Origin of the sequence: Microbacterium sp. 10M-3C3 (genome assembly GCF_003931875.1) — a bacterium.
Lineage (GTDB): Bacteria > Actinomycetota > Actinomycetes > Actinomycetales > Microbacteriaceae > Microbacterium.
This window is the reverse complement of record NZ_CP034245.1, coordinates 133,927-158,937: the sequence shown is the minus strand read 5'-3', so window position 1 is coordinate 158,937 and position 25,011 is coordinate 133,927. Positions and strand designations below refer to the sequence as shown.

The following is a 25,011-nucleotide window of genomic DNA, read 5'->3' as shown; positions in this document are numbered from 1 at the left end:
GAACGCGCGTATTCACGGTTCTGCGGACTGCAGAGCGTGCATACGCGCGTTCTCGTGCGGGACATGAGGGGATTCTCTCAGCGCGAGGCCGGCGCGAGCGCGTCGAGCGCGAGGTTGACCTCGAGCACGTTCACGCGCGGCTCGCCGAGGTAGCCCCAGTCGCGCGGCTGGACGTGCTGGGCGACGAGGTCGCGCACCTCCTGCTCGCCGATGCCGCGGGCCTCTGCGACCCGGGCGGCCTGCAGCTCCGCGTTGGCGACCGAGATGTCGGGATCGAGACCCGATCCGGATGCCGTCACGGCGTCGGCGGGGATCGCGCCGGAGCCATCGAGCGCGGCGATCGCGGCCTTGCGCTCCTCGATCGCGGCGATCAGGTCTTCGTTCTCGGGGCCCCAGTTCGACCCGCTGGATGCCGTGGAGTCGTAGCCGTCGCCGGCGGCGGAGGGGCGCGACTGGAAGTACTCCGGCAGCGCGTTGCCGTCGGCATCCGTCCACGACTGCCCGATCAGCTGCGAGCCGACGACCTGGCCGTCGGCGTCGCGGACGAGCGAGCCGTTGGCCTGGAAGGGGAAGGCGGCCTGGCCGATGCCGGTGATGAGGAGCATGTAGCCGATGCCGAGGAGCAGGGTGAACAACACCATCGCTCGCGCGGCGACACCGGTGGTACGCAGAGTGGTGCGCATGGCAGGGCCTTTCAGAAGCCGGGGATGAGGCTCACGAGGAGGTCGATGAGCTTGATGCCGATGAAGGGGACGATCACTCCGCCGATCCCGTAGATCACGAGGTTGCGGCTGAGGATCTGGGACGCGCTCGCGGCGCGGTACTTCACACCGCGCAGCGCGAGCGGGATGAGCACGACGATCACGATCGCGTTGAAGACGATCGCGCTGGTCACCGCCGACGCGGGCGAGGACAGCTGCATGATGTTCAGCGCCGCCAGCCCCGGGAACACGCCCATGAACATGGCCGGGATGATCGCGAAGTACTTCGCGATGTCGTTGGCCAGCGAGAACGTGGTGAGCGCACCGCGCGTGATGAGCAGCTGCTTGCCGATGCGGACGATGTCGATGAGCTTCGTGGGGTCGGAGTCGAGGTCGACCATGTTTCCGGCCTCTTTGGCCGCCGACGTGCCCGTGTTCATCGCCACGCCGACGTCGGCCTGCGCGAGGGCGGGCGCGTCGTTCGTGCCGTCACCGGTCATCGCGACGAGGTTGCCGCCCTCCTGCTCGCGCTTGATGAGCGCGAGCTTGTCTTCCGGCGTCGCCTCCGCGAGGAAGTCGTCCACGCCCGCCTCGGCGGCGATCGCCTTCGCCGTGAGCGGGTTGTCGCCCGTGATCATGACGGTGCGGATGCCCATCGCCCGCAGCTCGCCGAAGCGGTCGCGCAGGCCGTCCTTCACGACGTCCTTGAGGTGGATCACGCCGAGCGCGCGGCCCTGACCCGCCGTCACCGTGGCCACGACCAGCGGCGTGCCGCCGGACGCGCCGATCGCGTCGGTGTCGCTCGTGATCTGCGCGCGCACGTGCGTCGGCACGCCGCCGCCCTCGGATTCGAGCCACGCGAGCACCGCGGATGCGGCGCCCTTGCGCACCTGCGTGCCGTCGGGCAGGTCGACGCCGCTCATGCGGGTCTGCGCCGTGAAGGGCACCGCGACCGCGCCGGCGGGCATCTCGGCCACGACGCCCTGCGCGGCGGCCAGCTCCACGACCGAGGTGCCCTCGGGCGTGGGGTCGGCCAGTGACGACAGCGAGGCGGCTTCGGCGAGCCCGCGCTGGGCCATGCCGGGCGCGGGCACGAAGTCGGTCGCCCGACGGTTGCCGTAGGTGATCGTGCCGGTCTTGTCCAGCAGCAGAGTGGTGACATCGCCCGCGGCCTCGACGGCGCGGCCCGACATCGCCAGGACGTTACGCTGCACCAGGCGGTCCATGCCCGCGATGCCGATCGCGCTCAGCAGAGCGCCGATCGTGGTAGGGATGAGGCAGACCAGCAGCGCCACGAGCACCGGGATCGACACCGGCGACGCCGCGTACGACGCGATCGGGTTGAGGACGAGCACGACCACCACGAACACGATCGACAGGCTCGCCAGCAGGATGTTCAGCGCGATCTCGTTGGGCGTGCGCTGACGCGACGCACCCTCGACGAGCGCGATCATCCGGTCGACGAAGGTCTCACCGGGCTTGGAGGTGATGGCCACGACGATGCGGTCGGAGAGCACGCGCGTGCCGCCCGTGACGGCGCTGCGGTCACCGCCCGACTCGCGCACGACGGGGGCCGACTCGCCCGTGATGGCCGACTCGTCGACCGTGGCGATGCCCTGGACGATGTCGCCGTCGCCGGGGATGAGCTGCCCCGCCTCGACGACCACGACATCGCCGACGCGCAGGTCGCCGGACGCGACGTCCTCGAGGGGCGCGGACTGCGCGGCAGGGTCGCCCGCCGCGTCGTAGTCGACCACACGCCGCGCGGTCGTGGTGGTGCGGGTCTTGCGCAGCGTCGCCGCCTGCGCCTTGCCGCGGCCCTCTGCGACGGCCTCGGCGATGTTCGCGAAGAACACCGTGAGCCACAGCCAGATCGCGATGCCCCACGTGAATCCGGCGGGCACCGCGGTGCCTCCCGAGCTCTCCGGGCCGCCGAGGAACGGCTCGGCGATCGCGATGAGGGTCGTGAGGGCCGCGCCGATCCACACGAGGAACATGACGGGGTTGCGCCACTGCGCGGCGGGATTGAGCTTGCGCAGGGCACCGGGCAGCGCCTGCGCGATCTGCGCGGGGCTGAACGCACGCGTGGTGCGCGACGTCTCCGCGTCGCCGTGCTCCCCCGCGTCGTGCGCCGGGTCGAGGGTGGTCGATGTGGACATGGTCAGACGAGTCCTTCAGCGAGGGGTCCGAGGGTGAGGACCGGGAAGTAGGTGAGGGCGGTCACGATGATCGCGACGCCCGCGAGGAGGCCGGCGAACTGCGGCCGGTGCGTGGGCAGCGTGCCGACGGTCGCCGGCACCTTGTCCTGCGCGGCGAGCGAGCCCGCCAGCGCCAGCACGAGCACGATCGGCACGAAGCGGCCGAGGAGCATCGCCACGCCCAGCGCGGTGTTCATCCACGGCGTGTTCGCGGTGAGGCCCGCGAACGCCGAGCCGTTGTTGTTCGCCGCCGACGTGAACGCGTAGACGACCTCGCTCAGCCCGTGCACGCCGGGGTTCCAGATCGAGGTCGACTCGACGTCGTCACGGATGCCCGGGATCGCGAAGCTGAGCGCGGTGCCCAGCAGCACGAGCGCGGGGGTGACGAGGATGTACAGGCTCGCGAGCTTGATCTCGCGCGGCCCGATCTTCTTGCCGAGGTACTCGGGCGTGCGGCCGATGAGCAGCCCGCCGACGAACACCGCGATGACCGCGAGGATCAGCATGCCGTACAGGCCCGCACCGACACCGCCCGGCGCGATCTCGCCGAGCATCATGTTGATCATCGGCATCATGCCGCCCAGGGCCGTGTAGCTGTCGTGCATCGAGTTCACCGAGCCGGTGGAGGTCAGTGTCGTGGCGGTCGCGTAGATCGTCGAGCCGAAGATGCCGAAGCGCACCTCCTTGCCCTCCATCGCGCCGCCGGCCAGCTGCGGGGCAGTGCCCGCGCCGATGGCCTCGAACACGGTCGTGAGCGTGGCCGATACGACGAAGATGCCGGCCATGACGCCGAGGATCGCGTATCCCTGACGGTTGTCGCCGACGATCTTGCCGAAGGCGCGCGGCATCGCGAACGGGATCACGAGCAGGAGGAACACCTCGAGCAGGTTCGTCCACGGGGTGGGGTTCTCGAACGGGTGCGCGGCGTTGACGTTGAAGATGCCGCCGCCGTTGGTGCCGAGGAGCTTGATCGCCTCCTGCGAGGCGACAGGGCCGCCGGGGATCGACTGCGTCGTGCCCGCGACGGTCGCCGCATCCGTGAACCCCGACAGGTTCTGGATCGCACCGCCGGCGAGGAGGATCACCGCGGCGATGATCGACAGGGGCAGCAGCAGCCGGTAGGTGCCGCGCACGAGGTCGACCCAGAAGTTGCCGATGACGCCGCTGCGACGGAACGCGAAGCCGCGCACCAGGGCGATCGCGATGGCGATGCCGACGGCGGCCGAGACGAAGTTCTGCACCGCGAGCGCGGCGAACTGCACCGTGTAGCCGAGCGTGACCTCACCCGAGTACGACTGCCAGTTGGTGTTCGTGACGAACGAGACGGCCGTGTTGAACGACAGCGCCTCGCCCGGCGCGGGGAGACCGAGCGACGCGGGAAGCAGCGGCTGGAGCCGCATGATCGCGTAGACGAAGATGACGCTCACGAACGAGAAGAGCAGCACCGAGCGCACGTAGGCCTGCCACGTCTGCTCGCCGGACGCGTCGACGCCGATCAGACGGTAGGTGGCACGCTCGACACGCCAGTGCTTCGTCGTCGTGTAGATGTGGGCGATGTAGTCGCCGAGCGGCCGGTAGGCCAGCCCCAGCGCGAGGACGAGGGTCGCGCTCGAGAGAACGATGGACCAGATCACTCCGGCACCCATGTCAGAACTTCTCCGGGCGCACGAGCGCGATCACGAGGTAGACGACGGCGGCGATGGCCAGAACGGCCGCGAGGATCGAGAAGAACGTCATAGCTTCTCGGCCCCCTTGGCGACGAGGCCGACGAGCGCGAACAACGCGATCGTCGCGACGATGTACATCACATCGAGCACGAGATGCTCCTTGGACGGATGAGGGACCGCGCGCTGCTGTGGCGCGGATGCCGGGAACGCCCCGGTCACGCCTCCGATGCAACCCCGGCCGGATGCCGCGTCCCGCCGTCCTCACGGAATCCATACGGCCCCCGCCCGCCCCCTCACGCTCTCCTCACGAACGCCGCATCGCGCCGCACCGTCCAGTGCCGACGCGGCCGGCGCGGACGGGGTCAGAGGGCGGCGAGGTAGCGGCGCGTCATGCGGGTCTGTACGAGGCGCGCGAGGGGGGCGCCGAGGCGCGTGAACCACCGCCCGGGCTTCGAGAACGCGGTGATCCGGAACACTACGGCGCCGGATGCGGTCAGCTCGAGTGCGAAGCGCTCCTCGGATGCGGGCGCCCGCACGTCGCTGCACCTCTCCCGCCAGGAGCGCGTCGGCGGCACGGGCGAAGATTTCCGGACCGTGCCCGATGACACGCTCCACCCGGACGTGGTGGTAGCCGTCGGGCATCGTTCCGCCGGTGGCGCCGACCTCGGCGTACGTGAGCGGCAGGTCCATACGGCGAACGTAGACGGGAATCGGGTATTCGGTGTTGCTAGGTAGCGGTAGTCAGTGTTACTTTGTACCGGTACTCAGCAACACTGAATAGATGGGAGGGCGCGACATGGGCAAGAACGACACCGAGATGCTCAAGGGCGTCCTGGAGGGGATCGTGCTCGCGGTGCTCGACCAGCGCGCCGCCTACGGATACGAGATCACGGCGAACCTGCGCGAGCGCGGATTCGCCGACATCGCCGAGGGCACGATCTACGCGCTCCTCGTCCGCGTCGAGCAGCGCGGCCTCGTCGACGTCGAGAAGGTCCCGTCCGAGAAGGGGCCGCCGCGCAAGGTCTACACGCTCAACGCCGCCGGGCGGGAGCAGCTCACCGAATTCTGGACCACCTGGGGCTCGCTCGCCGACCGGCTCGAGCAGCTCCGCAGCGAAAGGAACTGATCATGGCCTGGTACGAGAAGCTCACCGGAGTGCTCGAGCAGAAGAAGCAGTACAAGCAGGACATGGCGCGCATCGACGCGCTGCCCGATCCGTGGCGCACCGCCGCGAGAGGCGTCCACCGGTACCTGATGTATGCCGGCGGCATCACCGACGGCGACGACGCGACACGCATGATCACGGGCCTCGCCGACCTGTTCGAGCGCGCGGCGGCCGACGGCACGCCCGTGCACGAGATCGTCGGCGACGACCCCGTGGGCTTCGCCGAGGAGTTCGCTGCGGCGTACGCCAGCCGCACGTGGATCGACAAGGAGCGCGCTCGCCTGCGCGCCACGATCGCCGACGCGGAGGGCCCGCAGCCGAGCTGATCCCCCGCTGACTCCGGATGCGGCGGCCCCGCCGCATCCGCGCCCCGCACCCCGAACGCGCGACCACGCCGGTCGCAGCGGTGATCGAGTGCGCCCGAAAACCACCCTTTCGAAGGAGAGACCATGTCCACCGCCATCCGCGTGCGGGGCCTCGAGAAGGCCTTCCGCGACACTCCCGTGCTGCGCGGCGTCGACCTCGACGTCGCCGCCGGCAGCATCTTCGCGCTGCTCGGCTCCAACGGCGCCGGCAAGACCACCACCATCCGCATCCTCTCGACGCTGCTCGGCGCCGACGCCGGCGAGGCGTCGGTCGCCGGGATCGACGTGGCCGCCCGCCCGGCCGACGTGCGCGCGGCGATCAGCCTCACGGGCCAGTTCGCGGCCGTCGACGACGTGCTCACCGGCCGCGAGAACCTCGTGCTCGTCGCGCAGCTGCGCCACGTCGCCGATCCGCGCGGGGTCGCCGCGCGCCTCCTCGAGCGGTTCGGGCTGACGGATGCCGCCGACCGCCGTGCCGGCACCTACTCGGGCGGCATGCGCCGACGGCTCGACATCGCGATGAGCCTCATCGGCGAGCCGGCCGTGGTGTTCCTCGACGAGCCGACCACGGGGCTGGACCCCGAGGCGCGCCGCGAGGTCTGGGCGGCCGTGCGGGAGCTCGCCGCATCCGGCACCACCGTGCTGCTGACCACGCAGTACCTCGAGGAGGCCGAGCAGCTCGCCGACCGCATCGCGGTGCTCCACGAGGGGCGCATCATCGCCGACGGCACGCTCGCGGAGCTGAAGCGCCTGCTGCCGCCGGCGCGCGTCGAGTACGTCGAGAAGCAGCCCTCGCTCGAGGAGATCTTCCTCGCCCTCACCGGCGCGGCTCCGGCCGCACCCCCGACCGCCGGCGACGCCGGCATTCCGAAGGGAGACCTGTGATGTCTCATGCCCTCGGCGACACCGCCGTGCTCACCGGCCGGTCGCTGCGCCACATCCTGCGCAGCCCCGACACGATCATCACGACCGCGCTCATGCCGATCGCGTTCCTGCTGCTGTTCGTCTACGTCTTCGGCGGGGCGATCTCCACGGGCGGCGACGGTCCGTACGTGAACTACCTGCTGCCGGGGATCTTCCTGATCACGGTCGCGTCGGGCATCTCGTACACGGCCTACCGGCTGTTCCTCGACCAGCGGGGCGGGATGGTCGAGCGGTTCCGCTCGATGCCGATCGCCCGATCGAGCGTGCTGTGGGCACACGTGCTCACGTCGGTCGTGGCCAACGTCGTGTCGCTCGCGATCGTGATCGGGGTGGCGCTCCTCATGGGCTTCCGCACCGGCGCGGGCATCGGCGGATGGCTCGCGGTCGCGGGCATCCTGGTGCTGTTCACGCTCGCCCTCACGTGGCTCGCGGTCATCCCGGGTCTCACGGCGCGCTCGGTCGACGGGGCGAGCGCGTTCTCGTATCCGCTGATCTTCCTGCCGTTCCTGAGCTCGGCGTTCGTGCCGACGGAGTCGATGCCCGGCCCGGTGCGCTGGTTCGCGGAGAACCAGCCCGTCACCTCGATCGTGAACAGCATCCGCGCCCTGCTGTCCGGCCAGCCGGTGGGCGTCGAGCTGTGGATCGCGCTCGCCTGGTGCGTCGGCATCCTCGTCGTCGCGTGGATCATCGCGAGCGTGCTCTACGCCCGCCGTATCCGCTGACCGGCCCGAGCGCGGGACAGCATCTCCGCCACGAGACAGCAGCCGTCGCGCGCTGTCTCGTGGCGAAGGTGCAGTCTCACGGGCCGCGGGCTGATCACAGCATGCTCACGCCTCCGCGCGGGCGCAGCGCACTTCTCCGACGGAGTGGCACCCGGCGCATGGCACCGCGATCAGATCACCCGGGCGCGGATCGCCCGGCAGCACGACGCTCGCGGTCGCCTCCTCGGAGTCGCCGCCGTACACGGCGAACGGCTCGTCGTACGCGTGCGAGACGCGTCCGAGCAGGCGCGCCTCGCGCCACACCGGATGCAGCGCCGACAGGCGCGCGTCGACGCGGATGCCGCCGGCATCCGCCGCCGTCACGCGCATGAGCACGACGGTGGTGCTGTCGGTCGGCGAGGCCGCGCCGCCCGAGAGCGGGATGATGGCCGGCCCGGTGCACACGCACGGCGTGCCGCACAGCTCGGCATAGCGGCGCAGGGAGACGGCGGCGACGGTCACGTCGTCGGTCGAGGGCACGCTGCGAGCGGGCCACGCGGCGGCGTCGAAGGGGGTCGGGATGCTCTCGCGGAGCGTGGGGAGAAGGGACGTCAGGGTCACGCCACCGGTCTACGCCGCCGCATCCGCCCGCACCGGCGTCCTGACGCCATCCGTGCGCCGCCGCGTCGATTCCTCACGCTTCGCCCGCGCCACTCGGCCCCCTCGCACGGAGCGAAGGGGCCGGATGGCGCGGGCGAGGGCTGGGTCGTCAGGCCAGGACGAGCGATTCCAGCCGGGCGTACGACGCCTCCATGCCGTCGGCCATGCCGGTGGCCAGGATCATGTCGCGCGTCTCCTTGTCGGGGTAGGTGATGAGGAGGGTCAGCAGAGTGACGCCGTCCTCCTCGTACAGCGACAGGTCGTTCACCGTGCCCTCACCCGGCATGCCGATCATGCGCTCGGTCGACACCTCGCGCTGCGGCGGCTCGGAATACAGCGTCTCGCCCTCGAAGCCGAAGCGCTCCCCTTGGACGCCCGGCGCGGGCTCCCACTCGAAGCGGTATGTGTCGCCGGTGTCCGCCACCGGCATCGTCCACCCGTCGGGGCCGAGCATCCACTGCCGGAGCAGCTCGGGCTCGTGATGCGCCCGCCAGACGAGCTCGCGCGGACCGTCGATCAGTCGCGTGATGCGCACATGCGTGTCATCGAGCAGTTCGACCCGCGTGCCCTTGCCCGCGGCGTACTCGCGGAGGTCCTGCAGCACGACGTCGAGCTGGTCGGCGGCCTGGGTGGAGCCCTCGACCATGCCCATGGCCGTCATCTGCTCGAGCGCCTCGACGGAGGGGAAATACGTCGTGCTCGTGAGCCGCGCGCCCTGCGGGCCGCCCTCGACGCGCCACACGGCGCGAGAGGTCGGCATGTCGGCCGCGACCTCGCCGTCGTCGCCGACGAACGAGTCCAGCACCTCCAGCGTGTGCGGCGCCTCGACGCCCAGCACCTCCCAGCGGCCGCGGAAGACCTCGCCCCGTGGACCGGTCATGGCGTAGTCGACGAGGCCGCCGGGCTGCAGGTCGAACCGCCCGAAGTTCGCGGGGTACCCGGGAGGGCCCCACCAGCGCTCGAGCTGGCGGGGGTCGGTCAGCGCCGACCACAGCCGCTCGGGCGTGGCGGCGAACTCGGCGACCATCGTGAAGGTGAGGGCCTCCGGGTCGGTGGTGACGGATGTGACGGGCATTGCTTCTCCTTCGAATTCGGATGCCGCAGCATCCGGCCGGTCGTTCAGGTCGCGGGATCGTCCCGCAGCAGGTCGTCGAGGCGATCGACGCGCGAACGCCACAGCTGCTCGTACTGGGCGAGCAGCTCGCGCACGCGCGCGATCCGCTCCGGATCGGCACGCACGAGTCGCTCCCTCCCTTCGGCTCTCTTGACCACGAGCTCGGCGGCCTCGAGCACGCTCACGTGCTTCTGGACCGCCGCGAAGCTCATGGCGTACTCGGCGGCGAGCTCCGACACCGACTGCTCGCCGATCAGGGTGCGACGGACGATGTCGCGCCGCGTGGCGTCGGCGAGAGCCCGGAAGATCCGGTCCACCGCCGCGTCATCGAGATCACTTTGTACAACCATTTGGTTGTACATTAGACCTCTCGCGACTCTAAGTCAAGCCTTTCCCTGTCGGGAACGGTTTGAGATGACACAAACGGGCTTTACATGACACTGGCGGGAATCGTGGTGACACCAAGTGTCACGAGACTCTCCGTCGGAATTCGTCTGGTCCCTGCGATTGCGGTATATGTCTTGCCCGAGTCGCCTGAAGGTCTCGACGGAGGCGCCGGCCTCATGGAGGTGGCCGAACTGCAGACGCTCGGTACCTGGTTCCCCACGGTCGTGCGCTGATGTCGACTTGTTCGGATTGAGGTGGGCGGCTGGACGCTCAGGCTCGCTTGATGTAGAGGTCAGTCCTGCGCCGGGTCGTCGCCTCGGAGTGCGTCTCCGATGGGTTGACGGTACGCGATCGGGAGGATCAGATCTCGCAGAGTCATGAAGGTCGTCCGGTGCTGCGCGACGTGTGTTGTCGCCGATTCCAGCACCTGGGCGATGTCGGGTGAATCGAGCGAGGACAGTACGGCGGTGACCGCGGTGTCGTCTGGAGTCGCAGTGCTGATCTCGTGGAGCGCGTCAGCGGCATCGCGAAGCACCTGATCGGATGCTGCGGGGAGGGGCGCCGTGAGGATCTCTTCATCGAATGCGTTCCAGTCGGTGGTGGGGGCGGCACCGTGGGGGGAAGCGTTCGGGCTGCGAAGGACGCGGGCGAGAGATTTCGCGTGCAGTCCCGTGTCGAGTTCTGCGGTGATCTGGGGGATCAGTTTCTGAAGTTGCTGCGCGGTGTGGCGTGCGGTGGCGTCGGCGTCGAGGGCACGCCGGATCCCGTGGGCGACTTCGGTGGCCTGTTCGCTGCTGATGTCGGCATACCGCACGAGCACGCGCGCGATCGCGGGAAGGTCCGCCGGGGAGGGTTCGAGCAGCACCTGCAGCCCCTGCTTGATGAACGCGTTGCGCCACTTCGGGAGGGCGCGAGCCATGCCGTCGTCGATGATCTCGAGGGCGAGCCGGGGTGCGAGCCGGACGATCCGGCCAAGACGTTCCGATGCGTCGTCGTCGACGGTGTCGACGAGGTCCACGATGGCTTGCCGTTGATGGGCTTGGGGGATGGCGAACTGGCGGCCGGCGGCGAAGATCCAGGTGTTCCGCCAGTGCGGACTGGCAGCCGCCCTCCGGAGGCGTTGCAGCACGACGTCGGGCGCCGCGTTGGTGAGGTGCATGGCTGCCATCAGCTCCTGGAGGGAGCGGACATCGAATCCGTATCCTTCGGCGCCGCGGGGTGCGATCAGGATGAGGCGGTGTGTGGCGGCGGTGAGGACGCGGGTGAGCAGCTCGGAGTGCTTGCCCGATGGATCGAATCCGTCGGCATGCAGCACGGACCAGGTCAGCTGTCGGAGTTCGTCGAACGACAGGGTCGCGTAGGAGTTTTCGGCTGTCTCGCTGCGCACCTGCAGTTCGAATCCGACGCGTTCGTGGAGTTGCTGGATCTGGGGGGCGTGTTCACGCAGCAGATGGCTGAAGTCGCTGACCTTGTCGCGTTCACGCTTGAACACGGTGTCGTAGTAGTTCCAGAACAGACTGAACCGGTCGGGGGCGAGTTGCCCGGAGGCTTCGACGATGATCGTGAGGATCAGCACTTGCAGCGGGGTGCGCAGCAGGTTCTGGAGCGCCTCGTCGTTTGCTGCTTCGCGGAGCCGGCGCAGCGCCCGCTCGGCGCGGTCGGTGTCGCCGCGCAGCCGTACCTTGATCGCGAGCGTCCCGTAGCGGACCGCCTCAGTCAGTGCCAGGTAGTCCAGGTCGATGCGTTCGAAGTGGTTCGGTGCGATGTGCTCGGTGTATCCGACCGGCCGGGTGGTCAGCACGACGAGGGTGTCGCAGTTGTCCGCCTCGGATTCGTCGACGAACTCCGTGACCTGCTGGATGAGTCGCTTGCGGGTCTGCGGCTCAGTGACTTCGTCCAGTCCGTCGAGCACGATCAGCCAGGGCCAGCGGGTCATCCAGGTCTTCAGCAGCGAAGGCTGCACGTCGCCCATGTTGGACCGGGCGGAGACTTTCTGTGCGATCCACCGCAGCAGCGTGGAGTCGGTGACCAGGCCGCCCTCCTGCGCGTACTCGGCCAGATCGATGCGCATCGCCCACCGCCGGTGACGGGGCAGCTCCCGGCCGAGCCGTGTCAACGCGGTCTTGGTGCCATCGATCACGGTCTGCTGATCCAGACTGAGTGAGCTCGCACCGTCGAGCATCGCCGCCCGATACACCTGCACCAGGAACTTCGACAGCGTGGTCTTGCCGTTCCCGGGCGCACCGGTGATGACGAGGTGACGGGGTCGGGGGTGCGGTGTTGTACGCGGTTTCAGCATGTGCTCGGCCCGCTCCAGGACATAGGTGATCGCGCTGGACTGCTTCGTGCCGTCGGCGACCGTGACCGGCAGGTCGGTGGCCAGCTCATAGACGGGAAAGCCGGTGCCTTCACTCCCGCCCGCCTCGTCGAAGTAGATCAGTCCCTCACTGGTCAACGCCGCTCGTGCGTGCGACCGGAGGGCGGGTTCCAGCTTGTCCAGGGGCAGGTTGTTCGTGAACTGGCCGAGGTTCGCGAACACGTCCGCTGCGGTGAGGAACGCGGGGAACGCGTGCCGCACCGTGGCGTGACCGTCCAGGAGAGCCTGTAACTGATATCCGTCCCAGAACTGCCACGCGCGGATCTTCCGCAGGCGGGCCAGCTTCTCGACACGTAGGTCGTGCGCGGTCGCGTCCGGGTCGCGGGAGCTGTCTTCGAAGCGGCTGATGAACTGCTCGATATCGGCGCGCAGCGCGTCGTACCCGCCGCTTCCCGGGTAGGGGCTCAGCGGCACGTTCGACACGATCACGATGTAGTCGGGAACGGGATTGCGATCACTGGTGGGGTCTGCCCAGCGCTCCAGCTCCTTGCCGATCTCGGCGCGCAGCCACGCCGCATTGTCCGCGGGCGCGGCAGCAAGCTCCCGCTTGTGCTTGACCTGGAACACCGTGTAGCCATCCCAGACCTCGGCCGCCTCGTCACCGTCGGCGGCCCAGACCGTGCGCCCGGTGTGAGTCATGTCCCGTCCGCCGTCGCGCCCGGCCCCGAGGACCTGCACGTTCGGACCGAACACGGCGACCGCGAGGGACGCGGCGAGGTCTTGGAAGCCGGTGGGGCCGAGCTGTTCGAGGTTGTAGTGCACAGCTCTCCTCGGCATCCGATTCCCGGCGGGTGGGACTCCCAACTTATCGACCGGCGGCGACATCCCCCGCTCCGCCATAGGCCATCATCGGGACATCTCACGTCGTTCCCCGTGCGCCTGTCCAGGTGTCAACCGCGTCGAACGGTGCGTTCTTCGCCGTCTGAGCTCGCGATGAGATCTTCCGCGTGCCGAGTCGGAAATGTAAGTCCCGGCTTTGAACCTGGTATAGGAGGCGTTTTCGGAAGGGGAAGCATCGTGCAGCCAGTCGATGTGGTCAGGCAGATCGCCGCACGCCGCCGTTCGCCGCATACGGAGGTGCATTGGATTCCGCGCACCCGCGGGCGCATTGCCGATGGGCGGTCGGGGCGCCAGGAGTACGCGATCGCCGGGAGGATCCTGGGCGAGTGGGACTGGGCTGCGATCGATCCGATGCAGGTGCGCACTTCCAAGGGCGTCCGGCACTACTTCACGGGCGCCATGTATTTCTGGCAGGGCACCCGCAGCCATGTCTGGTGCGAGTCTCAGGCCGAGCGCTGGGAGGTGCTGTGGCTTGATTACGGCGGCCAGGTGGAGCGGCTGTGGGCGCAGCCGATGGCGATCGTGTTCGGGCATCGATCGCCGCTGGCAGGGCGCGGGCATGTTCCCGACTTTCTGGCGCAGTTCACTGACGGCAGCTACGGGCTGTTCGATGTCCGGCCGGCAGAGCGGGTCGACGCCCGAGCCCGAGTCCAGTTCGACGAGACCGCGGAGGTCTGCAACACGCTGGGCTGGCACTATCAGGTGCTCACCGGCCACGACCCGCTGGCGACGCAGAATCTCGACTGCCTGTCCGCATCCCGCCACGACCGCTGCCGGCCGGCTCCGGCGGTGGAGAGGGTGATCCTGGACGCAGCCCGCGGCGGCAGGACGCGCGGCGAGTTGTGCCGCATCGCGTCCCCTGCGTGTCCGCCCGTGGCGTGCGCGTGGGTCGACAACCTCGCCTGGCGTCGACTCCTCCACGTCGATCTCGGTGCGACGTTCAACAGCGACACCGTGTACTCGACCGTGGAGCGCGTCCTGGGACAAGAAGAGGCCGCCTGATGTCCGACGAACACAAGCTGAGACTCGGCGACGTCGTCGAGATCGACGGCGAGAGCTGGGTGTGGGAGGGGGTGCGTCGCGGCACCGAGGCCAAGCTGCGCCATGAGGGGTCCGCCGATGACTGGATGGTGGTGTCGATGCCCGAGCTGCTCGCCCACGCGGGCACCGCCCGACGTGGCACCGATGTCCCGTTGCGGCCCGCCGGCGGCGACTGGCCCGCCGACGTGCAGGACATGGAGAAGCACCTCCTGGAGGCGTTCCGGGGCATCCCCATGGATCCGACGGCGACCGGCCCACGCCCGCAGTACGATCCCGCCGCGACGACACAGGAGCAGCGGATCGCGTCGAAGATCGCGGAGATGGCGGGAACATCGCTGGCCCGGTCACGGAAGGCGCTGTTCAACCTCTGGAAGGTCTACCAGACTGACGGGCAGGCGGGGCTGGACGCACGGATGCACCGCAGGGTCGGCAAGCGGCTGGTGATCGCGAGGGCGGATCCGCGTCTGATCGCGGTCATCGATCGGGTGCTCGATGACCGGGTCACGATGCCGACCAGTACCCGCCGTCATTGTGCCGTGCTGGTGCGGCGGATGCTGGAGGGCATGTATCCCGGCGATGCGGTCTGCGCCGTCAAGGACAACACTCTTCAGGGGTACATCAACGAGCGCGACGCGGGCAGGTACAGCTTCGCCAAGGCCACGACCCGCCGCACCGCCGCGAACAGCCCCGACCGCCAGTTCTACTCGGGCAACTCCCCCCGGCTCGGCGCGGTCTGCGAGATCGACTCGACCAAGCTGGACGTGCAGGTGTGGGATGACAAGGGCGCCGTGTTCCGACCCACCCTGACCGTGCTGTTCGATGTCGCCAGCCGGGTGCCGCTGGCGTGGGCGATCCACGCCGACGCTCCGAACGGCTACGACCATGCGCTGCTGCTTGCCCGCGCGATCGTCGGCCGCAAAGCCATTCCCGGGTCCGCCGCGGCGGTGCTGTCGGGGTCGGTCACCCTCCCGGTCTCGCTGATGAAACAGATCAACCCGTACCTGGACGACGACTCTCTGGCCGTGCCGTGGATCTTCCCGCACGCGATCACCATCGACGGCGGCGCCGATTACCGCTCGGCCACCTTCGAGGCCGCGTGCCGAGCGTTCGGCATCACCCTGGTCCTGGCCCCGCCCCGAACCCCGACCGTCAAGCCGCACGTCGAGCGCAACTTCGGCACGACCTCCACAGACTTCGCGACCTGGCTGGCCGGCGCGACCGGCAACTCCGTCGCCAACCGCGGCGCGAAAGACACTCCGACCCTCACCGTCGACTCGCTGCGCGTCGCGTTCGACGCGTGGATCACGACCGTCTACCTGAACAAGCAGCACGGCGGCCTGAAGTCGCCGCTGTTCCCGGGACGGGAGTGGACGCCGAACCAGATGTACGCGGCCCTGTTCGAGGTCGGCCCTGGCGTGCAGCTGCCGTTCCGCGCGGAGGACTTCTTCGCGCTGCTGCCTACCGAGCAGCGCGTCATCAGCGGCGAAGGCATCGAGTTCCGCAACCGCAAGTACGACTCGCCGCTGCTTGCCGATCTGCGCAACCGTTCCCTCACCGGCGCCGCAGCCGGCTCGACGCTGGCCCGCAAGTTCGGCATCAGCTTCGACCCCTACAACCTCAACGCGGTGTGGGTACGGCACCCCGAGACCGGGGAGTGGATCGAGTGCTGGGACACGGCGCTGGATGACAAGGCGGCGTGGATGGCTGCAGAGACCGCGGTGAGACTGGCAGAGCGCTTCGGCACCGGAGAACCCGGAGAGGCCGCGAGGACGGCCGAGTTCCTAGACGACATCGAACGGCGCGCCCGCAGCGACAAGCGTGCCCGCAACCGCCAGCTCCGCCAGCAGAAGACCACTTCAAGCGGCGAACCGGACCCCGGCGCGCCGCTCACCCCACCTGCCCCGATCGACTTACGGCGCTGGGCAGACCCGGGTGCCGTGGAGGAGATCGACTGGGACTCGCCGGAGTACGACATCGTGACCGTGAAGGAGATCCGGTCGTGATCGTCGAACGGCTCGTCCTCCACCATGATCGAAAGACCACCCTGCCTGGTCTGCGTGAGGCGTTCAGCGCACTCCCGCCCAAGCCTCCCGCGCTGTCGTTCGCCGAGTACGTCGCCCTGCCTGCTCACGATCGCGCCGCCTACGACCAGGCCCGTGACGATTTCCTCCGTTTGACGTTGCGGGTGCCGACCCCCGAACAGGACCTGTGCGCCCGGATCCTCGCCAGGCTGATCGCCTCGAATCCGCGCCGCAAAAATTCCCGCCGCGGCCTGATGATCTCCGCGCCGATGTTCTACGGCAAGACGGAGTTGGCGTTGCTGCTGTCCCGCTCGGTCGAGCATGAGCACGCCGCCCGCTACCCCGGGTATCTCGACGACGGCGACGTACCCGTGGTGTGGCTCGAGATGACCGAGCACTCCACCGGCAAGGCGCTGCTGGCCCAGATCGTCGAGTTCCTCGCCCCGACCGTCGCTCTGCCGAAACAGATCACGACCGACAGGCTGCGGAAACTCGCCGTCGATCTGCTGCACACTCATCGCACGAAGCTGCTGGTGATCGACGAGGCACACCAGCTGGGTGGTGCCGAGCCGTCCAGCATCATCAAGGCGCTGCAGAACGAGTCCTCGGCCACCATGATGCTCGTAGGCATCAACTTGGCAAGCGGCAAGGCGTTCGGATCGGGTGACGGTCGTCAGGTCACGATGCGTTGCGACATGGTCGAGCTGCCCAAGGTCGACATCCGCACCGACGACGGGCTCGCCCTGTGGCGTCGGTGGGTGGCCATCTTCGACCGCAACCTCCCGCTGTGCGGTCACACTCCTGGCTTTCTCACCCGCAACGCGGCAGTGCTCCACAGGGCCGCCGACGGCCAACTCGCCGTCCTCGCCATGATCGTCGAGCGCCTGGTCGCCACGATCCTCGACGATCCCGCGCGCGGTGATGAGCACGTCACCCGGCAGCGGCTGTTCGCGGTGCTTGACGGCCTCCGGCACACCATTCCGATCCGGCACCGGCTCAGGCTGGACGATTTGGTCGAGGCAGCGTGACCGGCAACCTCTCTTGGGCCAAGCGGCCGAAGTGGCACCGATTCGAGTCGCCTCGGTCATACACCGTGCGCCAGTGCGAAGCCGCCGGTATCCCTTTCGACCTCGCCGAGCGGGGACTGACGTCGCGCGCTCAGCCGTATATCAACCGCGTGTGGGTCGACGAAGGGGCCGCTGCAAGTGTGGTGGAAGCTGCTGCCGGACGCCCCGCAGGCCACTATGAGCGCCTCCGACGACTCGCGCAACCCGATCCCGCGCTGACCTACCCGGAGCGGTTCCTGTGCCGGCTCTGCGCCGGCGGCGAGCGTGTGGAGCAGATCCCGCACGACCGCGAGAACTGGTGCCTGCGCCATTCCGGTCAGCTGGTGTGGGTCGGTCCCGGCACCACCCCTGAGTCGCAATTTGTCGTCCCGCTCGATCGCGACCACGTGAAGGCGGAGCGTCGGTTCCGCCACCTCGTCGCCGGAGGTCGCGTCGATGTTCGGCTGCACGCCCGGGTGTGGGAGGTGGTGCGCGACAACGCCTGGCTCACCCGCCCCGACGGCTGGACACCCGCCCTGGCACAGCACCCTGACGACCGCGAAATCCTCGGCCGTGCTGCGCTGTACCCGATGACCGTCGCCATCCTGCATCTGCTATCCAACCCAACCCGCATCGAGCGATGGCGGACACGGCATCCCGACGAACTCCGTGACGACATCGCGAATGATCTGCCACCAATGCCTGGCCCCGTCGATGTGCTCGTGGAGCGAATCGTGCTGTGGCTGCGGCCTCGGCGCCGCGATATCCGGCCGACCCGCATCGACCCGTTGAATGTACCGCTCGACATCGTCGATGCGACCGCGATCATCGACACCGCCGCGCCGTACCCGGCGTGGATACAGCGCCATCCGCGAGCCGTCGCCGAATGGGACTGGAGCCGCAACGACCCTGCCCGCGACCCCTGGGACGCGCGCCGATCCTCGCAGAAGGCCTGGTGGGTGTGCGACCACGGACACTCCTGGGAGACGAGCCCCGCGGTGCGGGGCCGCGCCGAATCGAGTTGCCCCTACTGCGTCAACCAAGCCGCGTGGCCCGGACACACAGACCTCGGCACCACCCACTCCGACCTCGCCGCCGAATGGGACGACACACCCGGAGCCAACCCCGGCGACCCTAACCATGTCGGCGCCAGCTCCGACCGTCAGGTCGCCTGGAAATGCGGTAGGGGCCACCGTTGGGAGGCGTCGATCGCGGGCCGATCACGGCACGGCTCCGGCTGCCCCTACTGCTCAGGTCGCCTCGCGATACCCGGTGAAACGGATCTGGCCACCCTGCGGCCCGACCTCGCCGTCGAGTGGGACGCCGAACGCAACGGCGAGAAGCTCACCCCGAGTACCGTGTCGCCCGGCTCGGGAAAGCGGGCATGGTGGACAGGGACCTGCGGTCATAGCTGGCAGGCGACGATCGTCACCCGCACGAGCGACGCCGGGTGCGGTTGCCCCTTCTGCGCGAACAGGGCTGTCCTCGTCGGGTTCAACGACCTGGCGACGACCCACCCCGAGCTTGCCGCCGAATGGAATCACAGCAACACCAAGTCACCCCAAGACGTGACGGCCGGGTCCGCGTATCGGGCCACCTGGGAGTGCCGCGCTGGTCACGTCTGGCAGTCCGTTGTCGGCACCCGTGCCAGCAGGAACGCGGGATGCCCGTACTGCACTAACTCGGCCGTCCTGGCCGGGTTCAACGACCTCGCCACGGTCGACCCCGCACTCGCCGCCGAATGGGACACCACCCCTGGCGCGAACGACCGGACACCCTCCGACGTCACGCGAAGATCCGGTTACCGCGCCGGTTGGAAGTGTCGCCGAGGCCACACGTGGAATGCACCAGTCGCCCACCGCACGGCAGGCACCGGCTGCCCCTGCTGTGCGGGCCAACGCGTCGTCCCCGGCGAGACCGACCTCGCCAAAGTCCGGCCCGACCTTGCCGCCGAGTGGAGCCCCAGCAACGACATCACACCGTTTCACGTGACGGCGCATTCCCAGCACAAGGCAGCGTGGCGATGCGCGATGGGGCACATCTGGCACGCGACGATCGGGAACCGGTCGAAGGGTCACGGTTGCCCGCACTGCGCTCGGCAAGCACGCGACCAGCAGCGGCGGATCGGAGGCTGACCGTCGGGCTCCTACAAGTCTCTGTGAGGCACATCTGCCCGCGACCTCATGGATGACACGCCTAACGGGGCTGCGCCCCAGCCCGACGATGGTGCGGATGTTCGACATAAGAGCCTCCGCCATCTTGGGGTACCCGTCTCATGGGTGCTGTCAGAATGCTAGGAGCATGGGACGGCGGTCGCGTCGGCAGAGATACGGAGCTTTGACGACCCGCGCCCTTCGTAATGACCCTTTAACACGCCAGTGTTCGCAGGCGGACTATGATCACCGCATGACGGGTAACGACGCCCTAACGGGGCAGGTCTCCGATGTGCTCACCCGGGTGCCCTCGGTACGGGCCACGGAGCGCGCACGGAGCCTGCCGGAGCTCATGCGCCGGTTGCCCGGCATGATGGCGATCGGCCTCGGCAACCGGACGCAGGTGGCAATCCTCGCGGAACGGTGCGGGATCAATGCGCTGCCGTGACCGCCCGCAGGCCGCGGGATGACCACCCCGGCGGCGGCACCGCACCGCACAGTGCGCATCGACGCCGCAGGCATGCTGACACCGGCCGTGGGAGCGCCGGAGGGAGCACTCGCCCGGCTGCTCGCCGCAGTGCCGCGCGTGCGGCCCCTCTCCGGCACGGCCTTCCTCTGGCTGGGGCCCACCGAGAACATGGTGGCGGGCGGTGCGGGCGGGCGCCGGGAGGTGCTCCGAGTGGTGCTCGTCGCGGCAGGACGGGAAGGATGGCGGGCCGAGCTCGAGCGGGTCGACCGGGCCGACGCCCTCCTGCTCACCGATCGCGAGCTCGAGGTGCTCACCCTGCTGGCCTGCGGGCTGAGCAACGTCGACATCGCGCACCGATTGTCGATCGCCCGCCGCACGGTCGCCACCCACGTGGAGCTGGTGTTCGCGAAGCTCGGCGTCACCACACGGGCGGCCGCGGCCTCGCTCGCGCTCGACCGCGACCTGCTCGTGCTGCCCGTGCCCGGGATAGACCTCGGCCCGATCGGCCTCGAGCTGGAGGTGCTCGCGCTCGGCGCCGCGGTGGCGCGCGGCGCGCCTGGACCCGCTGACGCCGAGCGCGCTCGACGTCGCCGGCCGCGCCTGCGCCCCATCCGCATCGGCGCGGTCTACCCGCGCAACGAGGAGTGGGTGGCCGACGCCAAGCTCATGCGCGCGGGCGCCGAGCTGGCCGTACAACAGCTGAACGACGGCGGCGGCATCGACGGCCGGCCGCTCGAATTGTGCGCCGAGCACGTCGACGTGAGCTCGGCCGGCATGGTGGCCGAGGCTGTGGCGAGGCTGCTCGCCCAGGACGTGGACGCCATCACCCTCGGCGCCCTCTTCGACCGCAGCCGTGGCGCCTTCGAGATCCAGTTCGGCGAGGCGGCGGCGCAGGGCGTGCCCTTGCTGCACCACTCCACCTCGGCGCAGGCCTCCCGCCTGGTGGCTGAGGAGCCCGAGCGCTTCGGCAGTGTGTTCCAGGCCTGCTCTCCGGCCGACCGCTACGGCGAGGGCTTCCTGCGCACCGTCCAGTCGCTGCGCACCCCCGTCGCGGCTGGCCGCCGGGCAGGCCGCCTCCTGCTTCTCGACAGCGCAGATCCCGACCTCGTGACCTGCTCGCCGGCGCTGCGCAACCGGCTGCAGCGCGCAGGCTGGGAAGTGCAGGCCGTCACGGTGGCGGCGGGGGAGGTGGCGTGGGCGGATGCCGCGGCCACCGTGCGTGCGGCCGATCCCTTCGCCGTGCTGCTCGGCTGTTACTCGCCCCGGGAACTCGCGGCGTTCGTGTCGGCTTACCGCCGCGATCCGACGGGTGCCGTTCTGTACGCCGTGTACGCGCCCTCGGTCCCCTCCTTCCTCGGCGTGGCGGGGGCGGATGCTGAGGGGCTCTACTGGGCCACCGTCACGGGACGGTACCCGGATGCGCTGGGTGCACGCTTCGCCCGCGACTTCGAGCGGCGCTTTCACATGGATGCCGGGCTGTCCAGTGCCGGCATCCACTACGACATGGTCGGGCTCCTCGCGAAGGCCTGGTCGTTCACGGGCTCGCCGGCGGAGCGCAGCACGGTGTCGGCGGTGCTGCGCAGCGTGGTGCACCGCGGGGTGAACGGCAACTACTACTTCGGCCAAGCCGGCCAGACGAACCGCTGCTACCCCGACGACGTCCCCGACCCCACCACCTCGCAGGCGCAGCTGGTGTTTCAAGTGCAGGGCAGGCGGCACCGGGTCGTGGCGGCCGCGGGCTGAGCGGCGGTGCGGCACGGCACGGTGTGGTGCCCCCGCGCTCTCGGTCATTCGACCGATCCGTATGGTCATGGCGGATCGTACGGTGCAGGGAACCATCACCCACCTGAGGAAGGGACATCCCATGCCTACACCCACCGTCTGCCTCACCTTCGACTTCGACGCGATCTCGGTCTGGTACGGACTGCTCGGCACCTCCACGCCGACGTACCTCTCACGCGGCGAGTTCGTGGCGAACGTCGCGGCCCCCCGTATTCTGGATCTGCTCGACCAGGAGGGCGTGACGAGCACCTGGTACATCCCCGGCCTCGACGCCGAGACCTACCCCGACGTCTGCAAGCGCATCCGCGACTCGGGGCACGAGATCGGCCACCACGGCTACGCCCACGAAGGCCCCACGAGCCTCGAGGAGCCCGCCGAGCGCGCCATCCTGGAGCGCGGCATCGAGGCCCTCGACTCCACGCTCGGGGTGCGCCCGGTCGGCTACCGTTCGCCCGCCTTTGACCTGTCGCCCAATTCCACCCGGTTGCTCGAGGAGTACGGCTTCCTGTACGACAGCAGCATGATGGCGCAGGACTTCGAGCCCTATCGCTGCCGCACCGGCGACGTGTTCCATCCCGACAAGCCGATCGAGTGGGGGCGGCCGCTCTCGCTCATCGAGGTGCCGGTAACCTGGACGCTCGACGACTTCCCCTTCATTGAGTTCGCGCTCAGCCCCAGTGTTTCGCTGCCGGGATCCACAGATGTCGCGGGGCTGGCCGACCGCTGGATCTCCGACCTCGACTTCATGGTGGAGGAGGTGCCGGGCGGTATCTTCACCCAGACCTTCCACCCGCAGTCGATCGGCCGCGGCAGCCGCATCCGCATCCTGCGCCGCATCATCCACCGCGCGAAGGAGCACGGCGCCGAGTTTTCGACCGTCGAGGCCGCTGCTCGCCGCTGGGACGCGGCCCAGAAGGCGGCCTGAACGGCAGGATGCCCCGCCCACCCGCCGTACCGATGACGCGAGGTGAGCGGGGCATCCGCGTGCGCCAGCCGCTCAGCCGGCCGGGCGGAGCAGGATGCGCTGCTCCGCCGCCGCCTCGACCGCCCCCCGTGAATAGGCCAGGGGAAAGCCCTCGCCGCTTGCCCAGGCGTCGAGGTGGTCGGAGTAGTGCGGCGAGCGGGGGTCGCCGGCCTGACCGGGACCGTTGAGCACGAGGCTCGCATCCCAGTTGCCCACGTCGAGCACCATCCTGAAGCTCGAGCCCATAACCTGACGGAAGCCCGGCTCGTAACTCGTGAGTCCCACCGTGTCGGGGCCGCCGCCGCGCTCCACGGGGCCGAGGCGCTGCCAGCCTGCAGGAGCATCCGTGCCGAGCAGCGCGGTGTTGAGGAAGGCGCCGTGGTGCACGGCGCCCCAGCGCCAGCCCGACTCGTCGTCACCCACGAGCGCGCGGATCTCGGCGAGTGCAGTGCCCAGTGCGGCGTCGACGTCGGCGCGAAGAGCGCTCACCGCTTCGGTGTCGCGAGGATCGAGGGCCTCTAGGATGCGCAGCTCGCCACGCAGATCGCCCACCGCGCTCTCGTCGTGGCTGAGCCGCCGCACGCCCTCGGCGAGCATCCCCTCCCCCACCCCGAGCGAGCGAAGGTGCCGCTCAAGCAGGCGAGGGCGCAGGTGCCGACGCCACCATATCTGGAACACCAGCGCTTCGCGCGAATCGGTGGACTCCACACCGTCCCAGGCGAACAGGCGCGCGAGCTCGGCACCGTGCTCGAGCTCCTCGGGGTCGAGCACCCGGAGCGAGTCGAGCGCGCGCAGGGCCACCCCGTTGGTGAAGTCGAGCTGCCGTGCAAAGCTGCCGGCCACCGACACCTGCTCCTCGCCGCTCAGCCAGCCACGTAGCCGGCGGTAGCGCCCGTCAGGGTACCAGTCGTAGGTGGCGGTGAGCGCACCGTTGTCCCAGGAGTGCGGCAGGTTCATCTCGTTGGCCGTGGCGATCCAGCCCTCGGCCGGCCTGCGGCTCGACGGCAGGGCCTCCGAGCCCACGAGGCCTGCCCACTCGCGGCCGCTGTGCCCCGCGACGGGAAGGCTGCCGTCCCAGCCGTCGCGGTGCGGGATGCGGCCGCTCGCCTGCCAACCCCAGTCGCCCGCCACATCGGCGAAGACCTGGTTCACGGCGGGTGTGCCCCAGTGCTGCAACGCCCGCGAGAACTCCTCGGCGTTCTGCGCGGTCAGGTAGCGCAGGCTGCCGAGGTAGGGCGTCATGCCCGGCTCGAGCCAGGCGGCCCGCAGGGCCACGGCGATTCCGGCCTCCTCGTCGTGGAAGAGCACCGGACCGTGCCCGGAGTATCTCAGCTCCACCAGCCCGGCCTCGGCGTCGCGCACCGGGATGCGCTCCTGCACCGTGCGGAACTGTTCCCAGCCCTCGGCGCCTCGGTAGCGCTCGGGATCGGCGGGGTCGAGCTCGTAGATGTAGAGGTCTTCCACATCCGCCGCCCAGATCGTGAGGCCGAAGCCCACGTTCTCGTTGTGGCCGATCGAGATGCCGGGCAGGCCCGGCTCGCCCGCGCCGATCACGTCCAGGCCCGGCGCGGTCAGGTGCGCGAGGTATCGCAGGGCGGGCAGCGAGATGCCGCGGTGCGGGTCGTTGGCTAGGAGCGGGCGGCCGGTCGCGGTGCGTTCCGGCCCTACCACCCAGCTGTTACTGCCGCCCACGGTGTCGGCGGCGTCCGTGCCTGCAGCTCTCGCCGTATCCGGCTGCCGAGCGAACCTGGCCGCCGCGAAGTCGACGGGAGCGAAGGCGCGCCGGTACACCGCGAGAACTTCGTCGCTCAGCACCCCGAGGTCGAGCTCCCGCGGGAACACGAGCGCGTCGTCGGGCTCGCGCACCCGGGCGATGCGCTCGGCCTCCGCCCCGAAACGGGTGAGCGTGATCGCGCGGGCGAGCTCGTACTCGGCGTTGTACAGCAGGCCGTGGGTGCGGAAGCGCACGATGTCCTCGGCCTCCCACATACGGGGCAGGAAACCGTTGATCTCGAACTCGGGCGGCAGCAGCTCCGGATGCGCGAGCACGTGGTCGACGTAAGCGTTGTATCCGGTCACGAAGCTCGTGACGATGCGCCGCGTGTCGACCCCGTAGGCCGCCCACTCGGACTCCAGGCCGCCCCGGTAGCGCAGCAGGCGACTCGCGGCATCCTGCTGCAGGTAGCCGCTGCCAAGCGCCTCGGCCAGGCGGCCATTGCCGCGCCGCAGCCACACGTCGATCTGGAACAGCCGGTCGCGCGCGGCGTTGAAACCCTGCGCGAGGTACACGTCGTCGGTGCTCTGCGCGTAGAGGTGCGGCACTCCCCACCGGTCGACGACGATCTCGACCTCCGCCTCGAGGCCCGGCACGGAGTACTCCGTCGTGGTCGGGGATCCGTCGTCTGCGTTCATGGGCTCCTCCTTCTGCGGGCTCCT

22 protein-coding genes are annotated in these 25,011 nt (G+C 69.5%); 11 read left to right on the top strand and 11 right to left on the bottom strand.

Annotation, left to right across the window (positions count from 1 at the left end):
* Positions 1 to 77: 77 nt before the first annotated feature.
* From kdpC to EI169_RS16735, 6 genes are all read right to left on the bottom strand, one after another.
* Positions 78 to 683: a K(+)-transporting ATPase subunit C gene (kdpC, locus tag EI169_RS00730; RefSeq protein WP_125130071.1), complete on the bottom strand. Its 606-nt coding sequence runs from the start codon at positions 681 to 683 to the stop codon at positions 78 to 80.
* 11 nt (positions 684 to 694) lie between these two features.
* Positions 695 to 2,860 carry a potassium-transporting ATPase subunit KdpB gene (gene kdpB / locus EI169_RS00725; protein WP_125130069.1) on the bottom strand — a complete coding sequence of 722 codons (2,166 nt, stop codon included), beginning with the start codon at positions 2,858 to 2,860 and terminating at the stop codon, positions 695 to 697.
* Between the two features lie 2 nt (positions 2,861 to 2,862).
* Positions 2,863 to 4,545, bottom strand: a complete 1,683-nt coding sequence (gene kdpA / locus EI169_RS00720; RefSeq protein WP_125130067.1) for a potassium-transporting ATPase subunit KdpA — start codon at positions 4,543 to 4,545, stop codon at positions 2,863 to 2,865.
* Position 4,546: 1 nt separating this feature from the next.
* The gene (locus EI169_RS00715; RefSeq protein ID WP_125130065.1) at positions 4,547 to 4,636 is read right to left on the bottom strand and encodes a potassium-transporting ATPase subunit F; all 90 of its coding nucleotides are present in this window, start codon (positions 4,634 to 4,636) and stop codon (positions 4,547 to 4,549) included.
* Positions 4,633 to 4,785, bottom strand: coding sequence for a hypothetical protein (locus tag EI169_RS16475; RefSeq protein ID WP_164515396.1), 153 nt, complete (start codon positions 4,783 to 4,785; stop codon positions 4,633 to 4,635). The genes EI169_RS00715 and EI169_RS16475 overlap by 4 nt, the downstream gene beginning before the upstream one ends.
* 143 nt (positions 4,786 to 4,928) lie before the next feature.
* Positions 4,929 to 5,102: a DUF1990 family protein gene (locus EI169_RS16735; protein WP_240640516.1), complete on the bottom strand. Its 174-nt coding sequence runs from the start codon at positions 5,100 to 5,102 to the stop codon at positions 4,929 to 4,931.
* A 260-nt stretch (positions 5,103 to 5,362) separates the two neighbouring features.
* Between EI169_RS16735 and EI169_RS00705 the strand changes: the two genes are divergently transcribed.
* The 4 genes from EI169_RS00705 (at position 5,363) to EI169_RS00690 (ending at position 7,742) form a co-directional block, all read left to right on the top strand.
* Entirely contained in the window at positions 5,363 to 5,692 is a 330-nt protein-coding gene (locus EI169_RS00705) for a PadR family transcriptional regulator (RefSeq protein ID WP_125133258.1), read from the top strand.
* Complete coding sequence (locus tag EI169_RS00700; protein WP_125130063.1) at positions 5,689 to 6,057, top strand: DUF1048 domain-containing protein; 369 nt, start codon at positions 5,689 to 5,691, stop codon at positions 6,055 to 6,057. Before EI169_RS00705 ends, EI169_RS00700 begins: the two co-directional genes overlap by 4 nt.
* A 123-nt stretch (positions 6,058 to 6,180) precedes the next feature.
* The gene (locus tag EI169_RS00695) at positions 6,181 to 6,981 is read left to right on the top strand and encodes an ATP-binding cassette domain-containing protein (RefSeq protein ID WP_125130061.1); all 801 of its coding nucleotides are present in this window, start codon (positions 6,181 to 6,183) and stop codon (positions 6,979 to 6,981) included.
* Positions 6,978 to 7,742, top strand: a complete 765-nt coding sequence (locus EI169_RS00690; RefSeq protein ID WP_125130059.1) for an ABC transporter permease — start codon at positions 6,978 to 6,980, stop codon at positions 7,740 to 7,742. The genes EI169_RS00695 and EI169_RS00690 overlap by 4 nt, the downstream gene beginning before the upstream one ends.
* Positions 7,743 to 7,847: 105 nt before the next feature.
* Here the strand turns inward: EI169_RS00690 and EI169_RS00685 are convergent, their stop codons facing one another.
* From EI169_RS00685 to EI169_RS00670, 4 genes are all read right to left on the bottom strand, one after another.
* A complete protein-coding gene (locus EI169_RS00685) occupies positions 7,848 to 8,342 on the bottom strand; it encodes a hypothetical protein (protein WP_125130057.1) in 495 nt (164 codons plus the stop codon).
* Between the two features lie 148 nt (positions 8,343 to 8,490).
* Entirely contained in the window at positions 8,491 to 9,456 is a 966-nt protein-coding gene (locus EI169_RS00680; RefSeq protein WP_125130055.1) for an SRPBCC family protein, read from the bottom strand.
* Positions 9,457 to 9,500: 44 nt separating this feature from the next.
* Positions 9,501 to 9,845, bottom strand: coding sequence for a metalloregulator ArsR/SmtB family transcription factor (locus tag EI169_RS00675; RefSeq protein WP_125130054.1), 345 nt, complete (start codon positions 9,843 to 9,845; stop codon positions 9,501 to 9,503).
* Between the two features lie 329 nt (positions 9,846 to 10,174).
* A complete protein-coding gene (locus EI169_RS00670; RefSeq protein ID WP_125130052.1) occupies positions 10,175 to 13,021 on the bottom strand; it encodes a hypothetical protein in 2,847 nt (948 codons plus the stop codon).
* A gap of 255 nt (positions 13,022 to 13,276) precedes the next feature.
* On the opposite strand from EI169_RS00670, the gene EI169_RS00665 reads away from it, so the two are divergent.
* The 7 genes from EI169_RS00665 to EI169_RS00635 all read left to right on the top strand — a co-directional run bounded on the left by EI169_RS00665 (position 13,277) and on the right by EI169_RS00635 (position 22,536).
* Positions 13,277 to 14,101, top strand: coding sequence for a TnsA-like heteromeric transposase endonuclease subunit (locus EI169_RS00665; protein ID WP_164515395.1), 825 nt, complete (start codon positions 13,277 to 13,279; stop codon positions 14,099 to 14,101).
* Positions 14,101 to 16,143, top strand: a complete 2,043-nt coding sequence (locus EI169_RS00660; protein WP_125130048.1) for a Mu transposase C-terminal domain-containing protein — start codon at positions 14,101 to 14,103, stop codon at positions 16,141 to 16,143. The genes EI169_RS00665 and EI169_RS00660 overlap by 1 nt, the downstream gene beginning before the upstream one ends.
* On the top strand, positions 16,140 to 17,189 hold the full coding sequence (locus EI169_RS00655; RefSeq protein ID WP_164515394.1) for a TniB family NTP-binding protein: 1,050 nt from the start codon (positions 16,140 to 16,142) through the stop codon (positions 17,187 to 17,189). Before EI169_RS00660 ends, EI169_RS00655 begins: the two co-directional genes overlap by 4 nt.
* Positions 17,186 to 19,342 (top strand): zinc-ribbon domain-containing protein, encoded by a 2,157-nt coding sequence (locus EI169_RS00650; RefSeq protein WP_125130044.1) that lies wholly within the window; start codon positions 17,186 to 17,188, stop codon positions 19,340 to 19,342. Before EI169_RS00655 ends, EI169_RS00650 begins: the two co-directional genes overlap by 4 nt.
* Before the next feature lie 271 nt (positions 19,343 to 19,613).
* A complete protein-coding gene (locus EI169_RS00645) occupies positions 19,614 to 19,808 on the top strand; it encodes a hypothetical protein (RefSeq protein WP_125130042.1) in 195 nt (64 codons plus the stop codon).
* Between the two features lie 18 nt (positions 19,809 to 19,826).
* Positions 19,827 to 21,572: an ABC transporter substrate-binding protein gene (locus EI169_RS00640; RefSeq protein WP_125130041.1), complete on the top strand. Its 1,746-nt coding sequence runs from the start codon at positions 19,827 to 19,829 to the stop codon at positions 21,570 to 21,572.
* A gap of 121 nt (positions 21,573 to 21,693) precedes the next feature.
* Positions 21,694 to 22,536, top strand: a complete 843-nt coding sequence (locus EI169_RS00635) for a polysaccharide deacetylase (protein WP_125130039.1) — start codon at positions 21,694 to 21,696, stop codon at positions 22,534 to 22,536.
* A 72-nt stretch (positions 22,537 to 22,608) separates the two neighbouring features.
* Here the strand turns inward: EI169_RS00635 and EI169_RS00630 are convergent, their stop codons facing one another.
* Positions 22,609 to 24,987, bottom strand: coding sequence for a penicillin acylase family protein (locus EI169_RS00630; protein ID WP_125130037.1), 2,379 nt, complete (start codon positions 24,985 to 24,987; stop codon positions 22,609 to 22,611).
* Positions 24,988 to 25,011 lie beyond the last annotated feature (24 nt).

Coding starts and splice junctions, on each gene's coding strand:
- EI169_RS00635 (WP_125130039.1), top strand. CDS start 21,694: ATGCCTACACCCACCGTCTGCCTCACCTTCGACTTCGACGCGATCTCG.
- kdpA (WP_125130067.1), bottom strand. CDS start 4,545: ATGGGTGCCGGAGTGATCTGGTCCATCGTTCTCTCGAGCGCGACCCTC.
- EI169_RS00705 (WP_125133258.1), top strand. CDS start 5,363: ATGGGCAAGAACGACACCGAGATGCTCAAGGGCGTCCTGGAGGGGATC.
- EI169_RS00640 (WP_125130041.1), top strand. CDS start 19,827: ATGACCACCCCGGCGGCGGCACCGCACCGCACAGTGCGCATCGACGCC.
- EI169_RS00630 (WP_125130037.1), bottom strand. CDS start 24,987: ATGAACGCAGACGACGGATCCCCGACCACGACGGAGTACTCCGTGCCG.
- EI169_RS00660 (WP_125130048.1), top strand. CDS start 14,101: ATGTCCGACGAACACAAGCTGAGACTCGGCGACGTCGTCGAGATCGAC.
- EI169_RS00645 (WP_125130042.1), top strand. CDS start 19,614: ATGACGGGTAACGACGCCCTAACGGGGCAGGTCTCCGATGTGCTCACC.
- kdpB (WP_125130069.1), bottom strand. CDS start 2,860: ATGTCCACATCGACCACCCTCGACCCGGCGCACGACGCGGGGGAGCAC.
- kdpC (WP_125130071.1), bottom strand. CDS start 683: ATGCGCACCACTCTGCGTACCACCGGTGTCGCCGCGCGAGCGATGGTG.
- EI169_RS00695 (WP_125130061.1), top strand. CDS start 6,181: ATGTCCACCGCCATCCGCGTGCGGGGCCTCGAGAAGGCCTTCCGCGAC.
- EI169_RS00680 (WP_125130055.1), bottom strand. CDS start 9,456: ATGCCCGTCACATCCGTCACCACCGACCCGGAGGCCCTCACCTTCACG.
- EI169_RS00675 (WP_125130054.1), bottom strand. CDS start 9,845: ATGGTTGTACAAAGTGATCTCGATGACGCGGCGGTGGACCGGATCTTC.
- EI169_RS00715 (WP_125130065.1), bottom strand. CDS start 4,636: ATGACGTTCTTCTCGATCCTCGCGGCCGTTCTGGCCATCGCCGCCGTC.